General features: G+C 56.4%; 17 protein-coding genes. 6 read left to right on the forward strand and 11 right to left on the reverse strand.

The genetic code is table 11. The features are described from left to right. A partial coding sequence (locus ACK3CV_RS09255) for an ABC-type transport auxiliary lipoprotein family protein (RefSeq protein WP_170310547.1) occupies positions 1-149 on the forward strand: 149 nt, incomplete at its 5' end. A gap of 270 nt (positions 150-419) precedes the next feature. Next, positions 420-590, forward strand: a complete 171-nt coding sequence (rmf, locus tag ACK3CV_RS09260) for a ribosome modulation factor (protein WP_004928150.1) — start codon at positions 420-422, stop codon at positions 588-590. A 63-nt stretch (positions 591-653) separates the two neighbouring features. On the opposite strand, the gene fabF is transcribed toward rmf, so the two are convergent. From fabF to ACK3CV_RS09280, 4 genes are all read right to left on the reverse strand, one after another. Continuing rightward, positions 654-1,931, reverse strand: a complete 1,278-nt coding sequence (gene fabF, locus ACK3CV_RS09265; RefSeq protein WP_164040276.1) for a beta-ketoacyl-ACP synthase II — start codon at positions 1,929-1,931, stop codon at positions 654-656. Beyond that, entirely contained in the window at positions 1,928-2,455 is a 528-nt protein-coding gene (locus ACK3CV_RS09270; RefSeq protein WP_033637890.1) for a winged helix-turn-helix transcriptional regulator, read from the reverse strand. Before ACK3CV_RS09270 ends, fabF begins: the two co-directional genes overlap by 4 nt. A gap of 303 nt (positions 2,456-2,758) precedes the next feature. Then, positions 2,759-3,277: a bifunctional 3-hydroxydecanoyl-ACP dehydratase/trans-2-decenoyl-ACP isomerase gene (gene fabA / locus ACK3CV_RS09275; protein ID WP_004928144.1), complete on the reverse strand. Its 519-nt coding sequence runs from the start codon at positions 3,275-3,277 to the stop codon at positions 2,759-2,761. Positions 3,278-3,345: 68 nt separating this feature from the next. Further along, a complete protein-coding gene (locus tag ACK3CV_RS09280; protein WP_033646573.1) occupies positions 3,346-5,094 on the reverse strand; it encodes an AAA family ATPase in 1,749 nt (582 codons plus the stop codon). A gap of 210 nt (positions 5,095-5,304) precedes the next feature. Here ACK3CV_RS09280 and matP point away from each other — a divergent pair, with 210 nt between their 5' ends. Continuing rightward, a complete protein-coding gene (gene matP / locus ACK3CV_RS09285; protein ID WP_004928138.1) occupies positions 5,305-5,763 on the forward strand; it encodes a macrodomain Ter protein MatP in 459 nt (152 codons plus the stop codon). An 88-nt stretch (positions 5,764-5,851) separates the two neighbouring features. On the opposite strand, the gene ompA is transcribed toward matP, so the two are convergent. After that, complete coding sequence (ompA, locus tag ACK3CV_RS09290) at positions 5,852-6,931, reverse strand: porin OmpA (RefSeq protein ID WP_033638719.1); 1,080 nt, start codon at positions 6,929-6,931, stop codon at positions 5,852-5,854. A gap of 357 nt (positions 6,932-7,288) precedes the next feature. After that, positions 7,289-7,795 carry an SOS-induced cell division inhibitor SulA gene (gene sulA / locus ACK3CV_RS09295; RefSeq protein WP_164040278.1) on the reverse strand — a complete coding sequence of 169 codons (507 nt, stop codon included), beginning with the start codon at positions 7,793-7,795 and terminating at the stop codon, positions 7,289-7,291. Between the two features lie 229 nt (positions 7,796-8,024). On the opposite strand from sulA, the gene ACK3CV_RS09300 reads away from it, so the two are divergent. Beyond that, on the forward strand, positions 8,025-8,681 hold the full coding sequence (locus ACK3CV_RS09300) for a TfoX/Sxy family DNA transformation protein (protein WP_033637895.1): 657 nt from the start codon (positions 8,025-8,027) through the stop codon (positions 8,679-8,681). A gap of 4 nt (positions 8,682-8,685) precedes the next feature. Here the strand turns inward: ACK3CV_RS09300 and yccS are convergent, their stop codons facing one another. Continuing rightward, the gene (gene yccS / locus ACK3CV_RS09305) at positions 8,686-10,821 is read right to left on the reverse strand and encodes a YccS family putative transporter (RefSeq protein ID WP_033646568.1); all 2,136 of its coding nucleotides are present in this window, start codon (positions 10,819-10,821) and stop codon (positions 8,686-8,688) included. A gap of 26 nt (positions 10,822-10,847) precedes the next feature. Beyond that, positions 10,848-11,300, reverse strand: a complete 453-nt coding sequence (locus tag ACK3CV_RS09310) for a YccF domain-containing protein (protein ID WP_033637896.1) — start codon at positions 11,298-11,300, stop codon at positions 10,848-10,850. Between the two features lie 166 nt (positions 11,301-11,466). Between ACK3CV_RS09310 and helD the strand changes: the two genes are divergently transcribed. Continuing rightward, positions 11,467-13,521, forward strand: a complete 2,055-nt coding sequence (helD, locus tag ACK3CV_RS09315; RefSeq protein WP_164140796.1) for a DNA helicase IV — start codon at positions 11,467-11,469, stop codon at positions 13,519-13,521. A gap of 32 nt (positions 13,522-13,553) precedes the next feature. Here helD and ACK3CV_RS09320 read toward each other — a convergent pair whose 3' ends face one another. Together ACK3CV_RS09320 and ACK3CV_RS09325 are read right to left on the reverse strand one after the other, a co-directional pair. Continuing rightward, positions 13,554-14,012 (reverse strand): methylglyoxal synthase, encoded by a 459-nt coding sequence (locus ACK3CV_RS09320; RefSeq protein ID WP_015377363.1) that lies wholly within the window; start codon positions 14,010-14,012, stop codon positions 13,554-13,556. 123 nt (positions 14,013-14,135) lie between these two features. Continuing rightward, positions 14,136-14,801 carry a DUF2057 family protein gene (locus tag ACK3CV_RS09325; RefSeq protein ID WP_033637898.1) on the reverse strand — a complete coding sequence of 222 codons (666 nt, stop codon included), beginning with the start codon at positions 14,799-14,801 and terminating at the stop codon, positions 14,136-14,138. 255 nt (positions 14,802-15,056) lie between these two features. On the opposite strand from ACK3CV_RS09325, the gene ACK3CV_RS09330 reads away from it, so the two are divergent. After that, a complete protein-coding gene (locus ACK3CV_RS09330) occupies positions 15,057-15,470 on the forward strand; it encodes a CoA-binding protein (protein WP_033637899.1) in 414 nt (137 codons plus the stop codon). Between the two features lie 57 nt (positions 15,471-15,527). Here ACK3CV_RS09330 and hspQ read toward each other — a convergent pair whose 3' ends face one another. Then, the gene (gene hspQ / locus ACK3CV_RS09335; RefSeq protein ID WP_033637900.1) at positions 15,528-15,845 is read right to left on the reverse strand and encodes a heat shock protein HspQ; all 318 of its coding nucleotides are present in this window, start codon (positions 15,843-15,845) and stop codon (positions 15,528-15,530) included. Positions 15,846-15,859: the final 14 nt, after the last annotated feature.

Raw genomic sequence — 15,859 nt, forward strand, 5'->3', positions numbered from 1 at the left:
TGCTGAACCGCCAGGGGCGTTTGATCAAACGGCCTTTCAGCCTGGAATTGAAACAGGGCGAGGACGGCTATGATGCCCTGGTGCGCACCCTGGCGCAGGGCTGGCAGCAGGAAGCTCAGGCTATCGCAGCACAGATGGGCGGCATTTAGTCATAATTTGGTCTAAAATCGTCTAATCCCTGTCAGCGTGAAAATTCGTTTTTTTTCGCTGGCAGGGATTTCTATTTAATTTCAAAAAGTTAAACCCTTCCCCGGCAGATCAGCCACTTAGCACTTTCCTCGGGCGTAGCTCACAAATATGACATTGGCGTGAATTTTGCGCATTGATCTTCTCTTCTTTTAGCGCTATTGATTACTCGTGGCTGCGCAAAAAGCAGCCATTGTTTTCTTTCCACCAGACCAAAATGAGGGAAACGAGGCATGAAGAGACAGAAACGCGATCGTCTGGAAAGGGCGCATTCGAGAGGGTATCAGGCAGGTATTTTAGGGCGTTCCAGGGAACATTGTCCCTACCAATCATCGGTGGACGCCCGGTCTCAATGGCTGGGAGGTTGGCGAGAAGCCATGGAAGACAGGGCTGTGACCGCTTAAGCGGCTCCCTGTCAAATAAAAGGAATAACCTCCGCCCTTGGCGGAGGTTTTTGTTTGTGCCGTTTATTCGTCCTGCCAGCGTTTCAGTAAAATACTCGCATTCACGCCGCCAAAGCCAAAGCCGTTTGATAAGGCGTAGGTCATGTCCATCGATTCAGCCCGTTTCGCGACCAGATGCAAGCCTGCCGCTGCCGGATCGGGATTGTCCAGATTCAGCGTTGCAGGGGCTATCTGATCGCGCAGAGCCAGGGCGGTAAAGATGGTTTCCAGCCCGCCGGCGGCGCCGAGTAGATGCCCAGTCGCTGATTTCGTCGAGGTCACGGCGACAGTCCCGGCGGTGCCAAACAGGTGCTTGATGGCATTGATTTCGCCTAAATCGCCTACGGGTGTCGAAGTCGCGTGCGCGTTTAAATGCTGAACCTCTTCTGGGGCGACATTCGCCTGCTTCAACGCGATTTTCATCGCCCGATAGGCGCCGTTGCCGTCTTCAGCGCCGGAGGTCATGTGGTAGGCGTCGGCGCTGGTGCCATAGCCGACGATTTCCGCGAGCGGCGTAGCGCCGCGCGCCCGCGCATGCTCCAGCGTTTCAATCACCAGCATGCCGGCGCCTTCCCCCATGACAAAACCGTCCCGGGCGCTGTCGAAAGGCCGGGAGGCCTGTCGCGCCAACTCGGCCGGTGCGGTGGACATGGCGCGCGCGGCGGCGAATCCGCCCAGGCTTACGGTGTCGATAGCCGCTTCGGTACCGCCGCACAGGGCGATATCGGCCTCATCATTGCGGATCATACGCACCGCGTCGCCAATGGCCTGCACGCCGGCCGCACAGGCGGTGACCGGTGCGCCAATCGGGCCTTTGAAGTGATGCTTGATGGAAACGTGACCGGCCGCCAGATTGACCAGGAAAGAGGGGATGGTGAATGGCGACAGGCGCTTGGCGCCGCGGCTGTCCGTAGTGCGCACCGCCTGGGCAATGGCCGGAAAGCCGCCAATGCCCGAGGCGATGACGGTGGCAGTTCGCTCTTGTTTTTCCTCCGTATCGGCTATCCAGCCGGCCTGACGAACGGCTTCATCCGCCGCCGCCATGGAAAACAGAATAAAGCGATCCATTTTCTTTTGGTCCTTGGGGGCGACGGACGCGTCTGGGTTGAATCCCGCCTCGGCATCTTGCGCCAGTTCGGGGACTTGCCCCCCGACCTTGACCGGCAAATCTGCAATGATCTCGTCAGGCAAAGCCCGAATGCCGGACTCTCCTTTTAATAAACGTTGCCAGATGGTCTCCACGCCGCACCCTAACGGTGAAACGGCGCCCATGCCGGTAATAACGATACGACGATTGCTCATGACTGCTCCTTGGTGAGTTCGGATAAATCAGCGAGGCGCCGCTGCCGCATCAGTTCGGCGCGTTGACGTATGCCGTCATTTGCCGCAGGCCCCGGTGCCAACGTAATAAACTGCGGCGGCACCTGCTGTTGGGTCTCGACGTTGATCAACTGGACCTGGATCGGCCGATCGGTGCGGCCGTCGACTAACAAGGCGCTAATGTCACCGTCGATCAAATGGCGATTGCCCCATTGTGAGAGAGCTGCCAGTACGGGAAGAAAATCGTTGCCGCGTTCGGTGAGCAGATATTGATAGCGAACCGGCCGCGTTTGATAACGTTGCTTATGCAGAATGCCGTGGGCCACTAAATCCTTCAGGCGTCGAGCCAGGAGAGTGGGTGAAATCCCCAGACTTTGTTGGAATTCGTCGAACTTGGACAACCCCTGAAAGGCATCACGCAGGATCAGGATGCTCCACCATTCTCCGACGCGATCTAACGAACGTGCGACGGGGCAAGGTGTATCGCTAAAGCGGGTTTTTTGCATATCGCCTCTTTGTGGATACATTTATTGTAGTTACATGATGGCTATACTAGGCGATTTTGAGGGGCAAGAAAATGACCGGATGCAAAAAACCGCTATCGCGTCGGTGCGGGCTGCGGGGAGAGGCCTCGCTCAACTGGCCTGCGTTCGGGTAGGAATAGGGTGGAGACAGGGGGGAAAAACGTTTCGGCAGCGGGCAATTAAAGGAGGTGAGTAGTCTTTAAACGAGAAGTGAAAGAAATGCCATCACGCTGGGCGTGATGGCATGCGAAGAGGAAGACGATGGCCGCCTTCTCCTCTGCGTGATCAGAACGCTGTGGTGTCCTTGAACAGGCCCACTTTCAGATCGGTGGCGGTATAGATCACTTCGCCGTCAACCAGCACTTCGCCATCGGCGACGCCCATGATCAGCTTGCGGGTGATGACGCGTTTGAAGTTAATGCGGTAGGTCACTTTCTTCGCGGTTGGCAGCACCTGGCCGGTAAACTTGACTTCACCGACGCCCAGCGCGCGGCCTTTGCCTTCGCCACCCAGCCAACCGAGGTAGAAACCGACCAGCTGCCACATCGCATCCAGGCCCAGGCAGCCTGGCATGACCGGATCGCCGATAAAGTGGCAACCGAAGAACCATAGGTCCGGATTAATATCCAGCTCCGCTTCCACATAACCTTTGTTGTGAGTCCCGCCGTCTTCGGTCATCTTGACCACGCGGTCCATCATCAACATGTTACCTGCCGGCAACGGTGGGCCACCGGCGCCGAACAGCTCGCCACGGCCGGATGCTTCGAGGTCTTCTTTCGTATAGGAATCGCGTTTATCTACCATGTTCTCAGTAAGCCTTATTTTAATGAAGGACGCAGGTTAGCTAACACGTGTACGCTGAACAAGTCCGATCAGCCGTGGTTGAACCAGTTGAGCCAGCGCAGCGGCCACGGACGACGACGTTCCTGCAGGCTCACCTGCGCAATCCGTTCCTGAATGGCCGCCAACAAGTTCGGCTGTTGTTCGTCAGAGTAGAGGCAACCTGTGAGCAAAGGCAAGGCTTCCGCCGCGCTCTCTACCGCCCACAGATGGAATTGCCCTTCGCGTACCGCGTCGACGACATCCTGGCGCAGGCACAGGTGGCGCACGTTGGTCGCGGGCAATACGACGCCCTGTTTGCCCGTCAGGCCGCGGCGTAAACAAACCTCGAAGAAACCTTCGATCTTTTCGTTAACGCCACCTATCGGCTGTACGTTGCCGAATTGGTCGACGGAGCCGGTGACGGCGATCTGCTGGGTGATCGGTTGCTGTGACAGGGCGCTGATCAACGCGCACAGTTCAGCCAGCGAGGCGCTGTCGCCGTCTACTTCACCGTAAGATTGCTCAAAGACGATGGAAGCGGAGAAGGGTAACTGCTGATCCAGATCCAGTTCGGCAATCAAGAACGCCTGCATGATCATCATGCCTTTAGCGTGCAGGTTGCCACCCAGCTCGGCTTTGCGCTCGACGTCGGTGAACTCGCCATCGCCGAGGTGCACAACGCAACTGATGCGCGACGGTTCGCCAAAACTGCGTGGATGGCCGGGATAATCCAGGACTGACAGGCCGTTGATTTGCCCGATTACTTCACCCTCGGTCTCAATCAGAATCTGGCCCAGCTCGATTTCATCCTGCATACGTTCGGCAAGATAGCTTTCACGCCATTCGCGGGCATTTAACGCCGCTTCAAACGCTTTGGCCGTAATGCGATCTTCTTCGGCATACAGTGCGGCTTCGGACAGCTGCTGGCCAAGCCAAACCGGCGAGAGTGGCAAGATGCCCTGGTCGCCGCTGTAACGCACGGCCTGAACGATCAGCGGCGCCCAGGCGTCGCTCGCCAGCATCGGCAACTGCTGGTCGGCAATCACGCCATTGACGTAGCCGCACCACTGCGCCATATCATCAACTTCAGTCAGCTGCAGATCGTCTTCGAATTCACCGTAGACCGCTTGTTCACTCAGTTCCGGCTCGATATCGTGAAAATCGGCCAGGCCGTGGCGATCGCCGACCACAATCAGCCGCAGCTCCAGCGGCATTGGCGGAATGGCTACCGGCAGCGGGCGGGTTTCGTCGGGCGAAACCCAATGGAACTGACGTTGGCCGATCATTTGCTTCAGCCGCAGCCATAGCAACGGCTGAGCCAACAGGGCACGGGCCGACAGAATCAGAATGCCGCCGTTGGCCTGGTGCACTAGACCCGGCTGCAGGGTGATGTCGCCATTGTGGATCCGTACGCAGCCAAACAGTTGCTCCGGCTCAACCCACTCCTGGAACAGGCAAGCGCCGCCGGCGGCAAAAGGTTCATCGCCACGGCTGGCCGGCTCTACGCTGACTTTGCCATCCTGAATGACATAGTGGCTGCCGCGGCATGCCGTGTTTTTCGGCAGCAGTGGCGTGACGGCGTGAGCGATCAGTTCCAGATACTCTCGTGTTTCTTGCGCCTTCAACAGCATGAAACGCGGTGGCGATTGGGGGTGGCAAAATAGCGTCAGGGCATTTTCCAGCCGAGGCTGAATGGCGGAAAAGGGCACGGGTGCCAACTGAGCGGCGGTATCAAATATCGCCTGATAAGGCGTTACGTCCGGCAATAAAGATTGCCATTCAAGTCGGTTATTGGTCAAAGTGTTAGATGCAATCGTTAAAAAGGGAAAGGGCGATTATACAAGAATAACGGCGGCTTGATACATGCGGAGTGCCAGTTGGCATCAGGGAGTTTGACATCGCGCGGTGACTGTGCAAAAAACAGTCTAAAAGACGGCTTAATTGCCGGGGAAATTTGGCGCAAAGCTGTTATGCTTATTTGAAGTTACGCGGTCACTGAAGAGCTCAAGATGAAATATCAGCAACTGGAAAATCTGGAGAGCGGTTGGAAATGGAAGTACCTGGTGAAGAAGCATCGGGAAGGGGAACTCATTACCCGCTACATTGAAAACAGCGCTGCTCAGGAGGCGGTTAACGAGCTGCTGAAGCTGGAAAATGAGCCGGTAAAGGTACTTGCATGGATTGCCGCTCACATGAATCCGGAACTGGATAACCGGATGAAACAAACGATCCGCGCCCGCCGCAAACGTCATTTTAACGCAGAACATCAGCATACGCGTAAGAAATCTATCGATCTGGAGTTTTTGGTTTGGCAACGTTTGGCTGCCTTGGCGCGCCGACGTGGCGTTACGCTGTCGGAAACCGTCGTGCAGCTTATCGAAGACGCTGAACGCAAAGAAAAGTATGCGAACCAGATGTCGTCGTTGAAAGAAGATTTGAAGGCGATTCTTGGCAAAGATCCCAAGTAAGTGCGTGAGCGCGCCTTTGTTGCGCTTGGTTTCAACAATAGGACGAAAAAAAACCCCGCTATGCGGGGTTTTTATTAGGCGAGTAAACTTAGCCCTGAGGCTGAGTTACAACGTCTTTGATACCTTTAACTTCGATCTCTACGCGACGATCTGGTGCCAGGCAAGCGATCTGAGCTTTGGTAGCGCGGCCAGATTTGTAGCCACAGGTGTTGCCAGTAACTGCATCTGCTTCACCCATACCACGTGCAGAGATTTTGTCTGACGGGATGCCTTTGGAGACCAGGTAGTCAACAACGCTCTGTGCACGTTGTTCGGACAGTTTCTGGTTGTACTGGTCAGAACCAACGGCGTCGGTGTAACCCAGAACAACTACGGAACCGTCTTTAGGATCCATGGAGCTCAGCTGGCTGTACAGCTGATCCAGAGCCTGTTGGCCTTCTGCTTTCAGAGTAGACTTGTTGAAGTTGAACAGCACGTCAGACTTCAGAGTGAAACGCTTGGTTTCAACAACTGGAGCTGGAGCCGGAGCTGGTGCTGGAGCAACTACGTCATCCTGACCGAAGCGGTAAGAAACGCCCAGGCTCAGCATGGTGTTGTCTGGACGCGCGCCAACGGTACCTGCGTCACCGATGTTGCTTACGAACTGGTAATCCAGGCGAGTAGCCCAGTTTTTAGTCAGTGCGTATTCAACACCAACAGCAGCCAGCGGAGAAACGCCGGTGTCGTGGTCGCTCAGACGCTGACCAGTACGGCCGTAGTTAGCTTTGGAATCTGCACGCCATACCATACCACCCAGACGAGTGTAGATGTCCAGATCGTCAGCAATTGGGTAGCTCAGTTTAGCGGCCAGTTGAACGCCCTGCGCTTTGAAAGCACCGTTGTTCACGCTGCCTTTGTAAGGCATGCGGCCGAGCCAGTCATAGCCCAGTTCGAAGCCCAGGTATTGGTTTGCCTGGTAGCCCAGGAACGCGCCGGCACCCAGCTGATCTTTGTGGGTAGGGCCGTTGCCGATACCGTTCTGGTAACCGTTGCCGTAGAAGCCAACGTCATGGTACTGGGACCAGCCCAGTTTAGCACCGGTGTACCAAGTGTTATCTTTTGGAGCGGCTTGCGCTACGGTAGCGAAACCTGCCAGTGCCACTGCTAATGCGATAGCTGTCTTTTTCATTTTGCGCCTCGTTATCATCCAAATAGGCAATGAGCTTTAAAGCTGTTTTAAGCCCTTGGTTAAATTCCTTCGCCAAGGTTTAAGCCCTCGTTTGTTACTCGCCAGTTTTTCTGACGTTATAGAGCAACCTTGGCGATGTAAAGTCTACAACGTGGCGCGAAAGTTACAAGTGTGATGTGATAAGGCTCTAAAAAAAAACGCGGAATCGTACATATTTGCTAACATTCTTAGCCTAAAAAAACGGCAATTCCTTGGGCGTTTTTACTTGCCAAACCGCAGCCGGACTAGCTTTGTGCCTTCCACCGCAAAGGTTCCGCTTATGGGGTGCGAAAATGATGGGAAAAATCCTAAATTTACTTAATGATACAAAGAAGAGTGAATTTTTAGGGTGGAACAGTGTCCGTGAGTCGGGTTAATGTCACGTTGAGGCCGCATGATAAACCCATAGGCATTACCCAATTCTGCCGCACGTCTTAATCTTAGACGATCCTCCTCCGTTAGCTCGGGCAACCAGCCAAGAACCACGCTGTAATTTCCCGTTTGCAGCGCTTTTTCCATCGCCTCGACCGTATTCACCGGGCTGATTTGGCTCAATTGCACCATCTTATCTATAGGCAGGCCGGATTGCTGCAGCCATTGCTTGCTTAATTTTTGCTGCGGTGTCAGCCACAGAAGCCAGCGAGACTGCTTGCCCAGTTGCAGCAGCAGGGGCAACAGCAATTGAGCCACTGCGGGCTGGCGCTCGTTGTAAACAAGTTCACTGATCAAGCCATTCTCTTTGCCGACATCCGTGTTCTTCTCAACATTGCGCGCTGTAAAAGAGCCTTGGCTGAAATGAGGTTGGTAGAGTGATTGAGTACGCATAAAGTTCCCGCCCGTCGTGTTACTGTATGTTTATACAGTATCCCTGATTTGGGATAAGATCAACCCAAATTTTCGTAGCGGCTCGCATAATTGCGATCATTTTTTGTACCGGTGTTTTTTGTGATTGGCATGCGGGTGGATAGTGCGTATTTTCCTAATTAGTTGTTCACGTTACTCTTTTCATTGATAAGAGAAATAATCCGACCGGAACCTAAAAAGGAGAAACGCTATGAAAAGGATGTCGATACGAAGGATCGCACAGGCTAAAAATTGCTTCGCGGCGCTGGGCGCCATCACCACGCGGTCACAGTTTGGCGGCTACGGCCTGCTGGCCGAGGGGGTAATGTTTGCAGTGATAGCGGAAGGAGAGTTGTACCTGCGGGCTACGGCGAGCATGGAACCGGCTTTTCGCGCCAGAGGGATGGTCAATATGGTCTATTCCAAGCGTGGAGTGCCCATCACTTTGCGTTATTACTGGGTTGACGAGTCGCTGTGGCGGGAACGCAACGAGCTGGTGGGGCTGGCTTGGCAGGCCGTCAGGGAAGCGCGTCGAGAGCAGCGGCTTAAGGCCGGCGATCACGGTCGATTGAAGGCGTTGCCGAATATCGATGTCAACATGGAGCGCTTGCTATGGCGAGCGGGTATCCGCAACGCCTATGACCTGCGGCTGCAAGGCGCTAAACGCAGCTATCTCCGCCTGCTGCAACAGCAGACCAATCTGGGGCTGCGCGTGCTGCTGTCGCTGGGCGGCGCGATAGCCGGTTATCATCAGGCGGCGTTGCCGGCCGAATTGCGCAACGAACTGGTGCGCTGGTTCGATCATACGATGGCGATGCGCCGCCATGGGCATGAGCCAGTGCTTCAGGGCCCATCGAGCGAGCCCTGAATAATTAGATTGCCTTATTGATTTGGGCGTGGAGTGCGGTGAGCTCCGGCAGCAGTTCGAGCATCAACCCCACCTGTTGCAACACCAACTGCTCTTTGCTTTCAGGTTCCGGAACGGCTCTGCGAATGCGCTCCGCCAGCTGTTCCAGCGCTTGCGCAATGCGCTGGCTGTTCCGTTCTTCCTGATGCAAGGCGCCGTCCACGTAACACACGGCATCATTGAGCAGATCGAGGGTGACAGGGGTATTCAGCCGCTCGCGGTGCGCCCCCAACGCCGAGATATAACTCAGGAGAGTGTGGTTTAGGCAAAGCAGGCGGAAGGCGGCTTCCTGCAATTCCTTGTCGGCCTTGGGATCGGCGGACATGTTGGAGATGACCGAAGCCAGTTCGGCATCGCTGTTGTGGGCATCTCGCCGCGCAATGCGGTAGGCGAGGCCGTTATCCTTACCCTGGTGGTATTGCACCAGAATGGCGTCCAGATAACGGCAGTTGGCATTCAGGGTTTTATCCACCACCGCCGGCAGTTGGCGGAATTTCCAGTCCGGCCAGATAAAGCTGACCGCCGCCCAGGCGATGGCGCAGCCCAACAAGGTGTCGTAAACGCGCGGGGCGGCTACTTCGAATCCTTCACCCAACAGGTTAAAGCATAACAAGACCAGTAGCGTGATGAACATGGTGGCGTGGGCATACTGGACGGTGCGGAAAGCGAAAAATAGAACGCCGGTGATGACGATCAACACCAGCTGTCCTTCCAGTGAAGGCACGAAATAGAGGATCGGCAGGCCGATCAGGATACCGGCCAGGGTGCCGATGATGCGCAGCGCCAGGCGTCGGCGGGTAGCGTTGTAGTTCGGTTGACAGACGAACAGGCTGGTCAACAGGATCCAGTAACCGTGCTGCATGCCGGTGAACTGGATGAAAGCGTAACCCACGCACAGCACCACCGACATGCGGATCGCGTGGCGGAACAGGGCCGATTGCGGCGTCAAATGGCGGCTGATGCGCAGGCGGATGTCGCTCCAGCCGGTTAAGCGATCGTCGGCCAGGCTGTTCTCTTCCGCTTGCCCGCTTGCCAGCGTCTGCTCTGACTCAATATTGGCCAGCTGCGCATCGATCGCATGCAGGTTTTTCAGCAGGTGCGCCAGCGCCTTGGTTTGTTCTGAATTGCCCTGGGTTTCGGCGATGCGCGCCAAGGCCTCCTGAATGCGGCTGAAGGCCGGCTCAAAACGCGGGTTGTGCTGGTATTTTTGCCGCAGCAGGATCGATTGTGCCAGTTGGCGGCAGGCGCGCGCCTGCATGCTCAGCAAACGCTGGAAGCGGAATAAAATATCGCTGTGGCGGAATTGCCGGCTGAGCGCGTGATACTGAACGTGGGAAGAGCTGGCGCGTTCGTGGATATCCTGCGCGACAAAATAGTAGTGCAAGGTACGGCGGGTGCCGCGCTGGCCGCGATCGCCTTTCAGGCGCGTCAGCAGCGAGGCTTTGGTCTGGTTAAGCAACGCGACCAACGCGCTGTTGGCCATCGCAACATCCATCCATGGCAGGTCGGCGTCGCGTTCGGCGTCGGGATCGAACAGGTTGGCTTTGGCATCCAGATAGTTGGCCAGTTGATCGTAGCAGCGCGCCAGGTTCTCTTGCAGTGGCCGGATAGGGAAAAGCAGGTGGCCCGCCAGCGTCAGCAGGTTGTACCACAGCGCGCCGATCACCAGCAGCAGCGGTTGCTGATACCAGGCATCGTACATGGCGGTGCCGAGCATAGTGTAAACCGCGATCAGCAGTGCGCCGAAGGCGATGGTGGCGTAACGTTGCCCCAAGGCGCCCAGAAGGATAAAACCGCAGGTTGACGTGGTTAAGCCAAGGGCGAACAACCAGGGATAGGGGAACAGCAGCTCGATTGAAGCTGAGGCGACAAAGAAGCACACCAGCGTGATCAGCAGGTTGCGTAACCTGCCGGCCAGGCGGTCATCCAAGTCGGTCAGGGCCGCTGCCACCACGCCCAGCGTCAGCGGGATGGTCAGCTTGGGAATGCCCAGCCACCAGGGAACGGCGGTGGTGCCGATCAGCGCAATAAGGATGCGCAGGTGATACAGCAGATTACTGTTATAGGTGTAACGACGTACTGCGGGTGCAAAAGAGCGCACGAAAAACTCCTCAAACGGAGAAAAAATTAACGCTGATGATAGTGGCGGCGAGCATTCTCAATACGCGCTTGCTGAGCCATTTCTACCGAGACGACGCGGCGCCCCACCGGCCACAGCGCGATGGCGGCAATTTTGAAATTGGCGATGCCGACCGGAATGCCGATGATCGAAACGCACTGCACGATACCGGCGGCGATGTGTGACAGGCACAGCCACCAGCCGAACAGCACCAGCCAGATAACGTTGAGCAGTGAGCCGCCGGCGGAGAGCAGCGCATTGCTTTTTTCCGGGTAGAGCTCATCGACGTGGATTGCCTCATTGCCGAACGGCACCAGCGACAGCTTGGTGATTTCCCAGCAGGAGCGGGTGAGCGGCAGCGTGATGACCAGCAGCACGCTGAACACCGTGGCGATGAGCCAACCCAGCGTGGTGAAGAAACCGCCCAACACAAAATTAAGAATATTCAGTACAGTACGCATAGACGTCATTCTGCTCTAATGTTGGCCAAACCGCGATGCGGGCGTATTCACGATAAAAACGCAAAATCTATTCTACCCTTTTTTTAGCGCTAGAGTGCCACTGCTTATCGCAGGTAAACTGGCAGATATCCGTTATTTAATCTCAACATAGTCATGGCGCGACGATATGGAACTTAAAGCGACATCGCTGGGGAAACACCTGGCTCAGCACCCTTATAACCGCGTGCGGTTGCTGCACGCTGGCGTTGAGGTGAGCGGGGAAAAACATGAATACCTGATCCCCTTCAATCAACTGATTCAGGTCAGGTGCAAGCGCGGTATCGTCTGGGGCGAGCTGGAATTTGAATTGCCGGACGAAAAAGTGGTGCGACTGCACGGCACCGAGTGGCAGGAAACGCAGCGTTTTTATCACTATCTGCAGCAGGCGTGGCAGCAGTGGAGCGCCGAAATGAGTGAGGTCAGTGCCGGCGTGTTGCAACAACAGGTGGCACAGATTCAGCGCATTGAGCAGCAAGATAAATGGTTCAAAAAGTCTGAGCTGGGCAAACTGCAGCAGCAAATCCGTGAAGCCTTCTCCGCGCTGCCAATGCCGGTGGCGCGCCTGGAGGAATTCGATAACTGCCGGGCCGATTACCATCTGTGTCTGCAATGGCTGCAGCAAGGGCAACGCAGTGTCGACCAACGCAACCGGCAGTGGACCGATCGCATGCTGGAGCAACATCACGACTTCTTCCAGACCGTCGAGAGCTCACCGCTCAATGACTCTCAGAGCCGTGCGGTGGTCAACGGCGAGGATTCCGTCCTGGTATTGGCGGGGGCCGGCAGCGGCAAGACGTCGGTGCTGGTGGCGCGCGCCGGCTGGCTGCTGCGCCGTCAGGAGGCGGAGCCGGGCCAAATCTTGCTGTTGGCGTTCGGCCGTCAGGCTGCGAGTGAGATGAATGATCGCATCAAAGAACGTTTGGGCGATGTCGGTATTCAGGCCAAAACATTCCATGCATTGGCGCTGCAGATCATTCAACAAGGCAGCCGCAAAACCCCGGCCATCAGCCGGTTGGAAACCGATGCCAGCGCGCGCAAAGCGTTGCTGATTGCCCATTGGCGCGAGCAATGTGCAGAGAAAAAAGCCCAGGCGAAGGGGTGGCGTCAATGGTTGACCGAGGAGCTGGAATGGGACGTGCCGGAAGGCGACTTCTGGCAGGATAAACGCCTGGCGGACCGGCTGGCGGGCCGGTTGGAACGCTGGCTGGGGCTGATGCGCATGCACGGCGGCAGCCAGGCGGAAATGATTGAGCAGGCGGATGAAGAAATCCGCGATCTGTTTTCGAAACGCATTCGGCTGATGGCGCCACTGTTGAAAGCCTGGAAAAGCGCCTTGAAAGAGGAAGGAGCGGTGGACTTCTCCGGCCTTATTCATCAGGCGGTCAACATTCTCGACAAGGGGCGCTTCGTCAGCCCGTGGAAACATATTCTGGTCGATGAGTTTCAGGATATCTCGCCGCAGCGTGCGCTGTTGCTGGCGGCGCTGCGTCGGCAGAACAAGCAGACCTGCCTGTTTGCGGTGGGGGATGACTGGCAGGCGATTTATCGCTTCAGCGGCGCAGAGTTGACGTTAACCACGGCTTTTGCCACCCACTTCGGCGAAGGGGCGCAGTGCGCGCTGGACACCACTTATCGCTTCAACGAACGTATCGGCGAGGTGGCCAACCGGTTCGTGCAGCAGAACCCGCACCAGCTGAAAAAACCGCTCAACAGCCTGAGCAAGGGCAATAAAAAGTCGGTGGCGATCCTGCCGCACGAGCAGTTGGAGCCCTTACTGGATAAACTGAGCGGCTACGCCAAGCCGGATGAGCGCATCCTGGTGCTGGCGCGCTACCATCATCTGAAACCGGAAGCGCTGGCGAAGGCGGCCACCCGCTGGCCCAAGCTGGATCTGGAATTTATGACCATCCACGCCAGCAAGGGGCAGCAGGCGGAATACGTCATCATCGCCGGTTTGCATGATGGGCGTGACGGCTTCCCCGCCGTGGCGCGCGAGTCGGTATTGGAAGAGGTGCTGCTGCCGCAGCCGGAGGATTTCCCGGATGCCGAAGAGCGCCGTCTGCTGTATGTCGCGTTGACGCGCGCTAAACATCAGGTGTGGCTGTTGCAGGATCGTGAACGTCCTTCGGTGTTCGTTGAACACCTGCAGGATCTTGGCGTACCGGTGCAGAAAAAACCGTAAGCCTGGGCCTGGCGGCAGCCAGGCCGCGAGGACTATTTCAGGCGGTCTTGCAGGTAGCGCTGATAGTCGGGGATGGCGATCTCCACCTCGCTTTTGAACAGCGGAGAGTCGATCAGAAAGTCGGCGGTCGAGCGGTTGGTGGCCACCGGAATATTCCATACGGTCGCCAGCCGCAGCAGCGCCTTCACGTCCGGATCGTGCGGCACCGCGTTCAGCGGATCCCAGAAGAAGATCAGCATGTCTATCTTGCCTTCCGCAATCAGTGCGCCAACCTGCTGATCGCCGCCCATCGGGCCACTCAGCATGCTGGTGACGGGAATGCCGCTGGCGCGCTGGATCAGATTACCGGTAGTGCCGGTGGCGTACAGCTGGTGCTGCGCCAGAATGGTCTTGTGGCTTTCTACCCACTCCAGCAGGGCCTGTTTGCGGTGATCGTGCGCCACCAGCGCAATGTGTTTGCGCGCGGCGATAGTGCGGGTGGTCAATTCCATCTCGGTGTCCTTCGCTAATCGGGGAATGTGCGACAGATTACTGAAACTGTTTTTCACTGCCTAGCGTTTGCGCTTGAAAATGCGAAGAAAAGACGCCTTTACGGGGAAAGGCGCCGGGAGGGATCAGCGAATCGGTTGTTTATTGGCCCAGCGCAGAAAACGCTTCTGTGTTTCCTTGTCGGCCTGTTGAAACCAGTATTGCAGCATTTGTTCCGACACGTTTTCACCTTTCAACGTCACCGTCGGGGCGTTTATCGGCGCGCCGGCCAACGCGAGGGCTGAGGCATTGCCCGCGTTCGCCTGAACAAAGCTCGGAACGGAGGCCGGGCGGTTCTGGCGGTTGTAATCGGTCATCACCTTTTCCAAATCGGTATTGAAGGTGACGCTGTCGGGATGCAGCACATCATGCCTGAACGGCAGGGCGTTGCCGTCTTTATCGACCACCAGATAATTCAACGTTCTGTCAAAGCGTTGCGCATCACGATCGTTCTCGATGCGTGGCAGTTCGATCGCCACCTGGCTGATCTTTTGCGTATTGAAGGTGGCAACCAGCGGCAAGGAAGCATAGGCCTGCGTATGCTGGCCGGAACGTACGGTTTTGGTCACTTTAAACAGCAACTGGTGCTGCCCGCCATCCAGTTCAAGGCTGTCGGCGCCTTTTAACAACGAACCTGTCATTTTCTTGCCGTCGACCACCAGCAGGTCGATGTCCGGGGAGAGTTTCAGGGTCGTAGCCGCGGCAGGCATGCTGATGCTGAGCAACGCCGCAACCACCAGACCAAATTTCATCATTATCTCCTTATAAAGTGGCGTAACGCTAAGTGTTGAACACGGCATAGGTTGTGTCAAAATTTTTCAATCGGGTATTTTGTTTACATTTTTACATATTTTATCGCGATTAGACATGACCATGCGCAGCTGAACCGCGACAGCCTCTGACCATAAGATTGCGGTGAAGTTTCCCTTGCGTTGCGTTTAACCGAACGAATGCCGATCGGTTACACTCGAAATGGAAAGTGACGCAGTGATAAACGGGAGTTGAAGATGCAAGATCAAGAGATTGTTGAGCTGTTGCAACAGGTGAAAACTATCGCGCTGGTCGGTGCCAGCGATAACCCATCGCGGCCCAGCTATGGGGTGATGGCGTATCTGTTGGCGCAAGGGTATCAGGTGATCCCGGTCAGCCCAAAACTGGCGGGGCAGACGCTGCTGGGGCAGCAGGTTTACCCTACGCTGGCCGCTATCCCGCAGCCGGTGGATATGGTTGACGTGTTTCGCAATTCAGAAGCGGCTTACGGCGTGGCGCAAGAGGCGATAGCGATCGGCGCCAGGGCGCTCTGGCTGCAGATAGGGGTGATTAACGAGCAGGCGGCAGCGCTGGCGCAACAGGCCGGGTTGCGTGTGGTGATGGATCGCTGTCCGAAAATCGAAATCCCGCGCTTAGGGTTGGAGCGCTAAATAAAAAGGGCCAGGCGCGATGCCGGGCCCTCTCGGGTTTCTCAGGTCTTGGCGCGGTCAATTGCGCAAGCGTGGCGCCTGTAGCTGGTGACGGATGGATTCCGCCAGTTCATCCAGCGATGGTTGCTCGGGGTGTGCCTCTTGGGCTTCGCTATCCAGCTGCGCTTCCGCCAGATAGGTGTGTACCGGTTGGCCTTCCTCGTCTTCCATCACCACGTGGTACCAAGGGGCTGAACGCAGTTCATCGTTCGCCGCTATTTCGTCAGCTTTGGGTTGTTCCAAAGAGTATTCCGGGTCGATATCGATCACGACGCCCAAATACCCCAGCAGTTTATGCCTAACCTGTTGTCCGATACCGAATTTGCTGGCAATCATGATGACCTCCTGAG

It is taken from the genome of Serratia sp. TSO36 (assembly GCF_057808395.1).

What these genes read in the sequence shown, in the direction of transcription:
- rmf (WP_004928150.1), top strand. Translation starts at nt 420, where the DNA reads ATGAAGAGACAGAAACGCGATCGTCTGGAAAGGGCGCATTCGAGAGGG.
- fabF (WP_164040276.1), bottom strand. Translation starts at nt 1,931, where the DNA reads ATGAGCAATCGTCGTATCGTTATTACCGGCATGGGCGCCGTTTCACCG.
- ACK3CV_RS09270 (WP_033637890.1), bottom strand. Translation starts at nt 2,455, where the DNA reads ATGCAAAAAACCCGCTTTAGCGATACACCTTGCCCCGTCGCACGTTCG.
- fabA (WP_004928144.1), bottom strand. Translation starts at nt 3,277, where the DNA reads ATGGTAGATAAACGCGATTCCTATACGAAAGAAGACCTCGAAGCATCC.
- matP (WP_004928138.1), top strand. Translation starts at nt 5,305, where the DNA reads ATGAAATATCAGCAACTGGAAAATCTGGAGAGCGGTTGGAAATGGAAG.
- ompA (WP_033638719.1), bottom strand. Translation starts at nt 6,931, where the DNA reads ATGAAAAAGACAGCTATCGCATTAGCAGTGGCACTGGCAGGTTTCGCT.
- sulA (WP_164040278.1), bottom strand. Translation starts at nt 7,795, where the DNA reads ATGCGTACTCAATCACTCTACCAACCTCATTTCAGCCAAGGCTCTTTT.
- ACK3CV_RS09300 (WP_033637895.1), top strand. Translation starts at nt 8,025, where the DNA reads ATGAAAAGGATGTCGATACGAAGGATCGCACAGGCTAAAAATTGCTTC.
- ACK3CV_RS09310 (WP_033637896.1), bottom strand. Translation starts at nt 11,300, where the DNA reads ATGCGTACTGTACTGAATATTCTTAATTTTGTGTTGGGCGGTTTCTTC.
- helD (WP_164140796.1), top strand. Translation starts at nt 11,467, where the DNA reads ATGGAACTTAAAGCGACATCGCTGGGGAAACACCTGGCTCAGCACCCT.
- ACK3CV_RS09320 (WP_015377363.1), bottom strand. Translation starts at nt 14,012, where the DNA reads ATGGAATTGACCACCCGCACTATCGCCGCGCGCAAACACATTGCGCTG.
- ACK3CV_RS09325 (WP_033637898.1), bottom strand. Translation starts at nt 14,801, where the DNA reads ATGAAATTTGGTCTGGTGGTTGCGGCGTTGCTCAGCATCAGCATGCCT.
- ACK3CV_RS09330 (WP_033637899.1), top strand. Translation starts at nt 15,057, where the DNA reads ATGCAAGATCAAGAGATTGTTGAGCTGTTGCAACAGGTGAAAACTATC.
- hspQ (WP_033637900.1), bottom strand. Translation starts at nt 15,845, where the DNA reads ATGATTGCCAGCAAATTCGGTATCGGACAACAGGTTAGGCATAAACTG.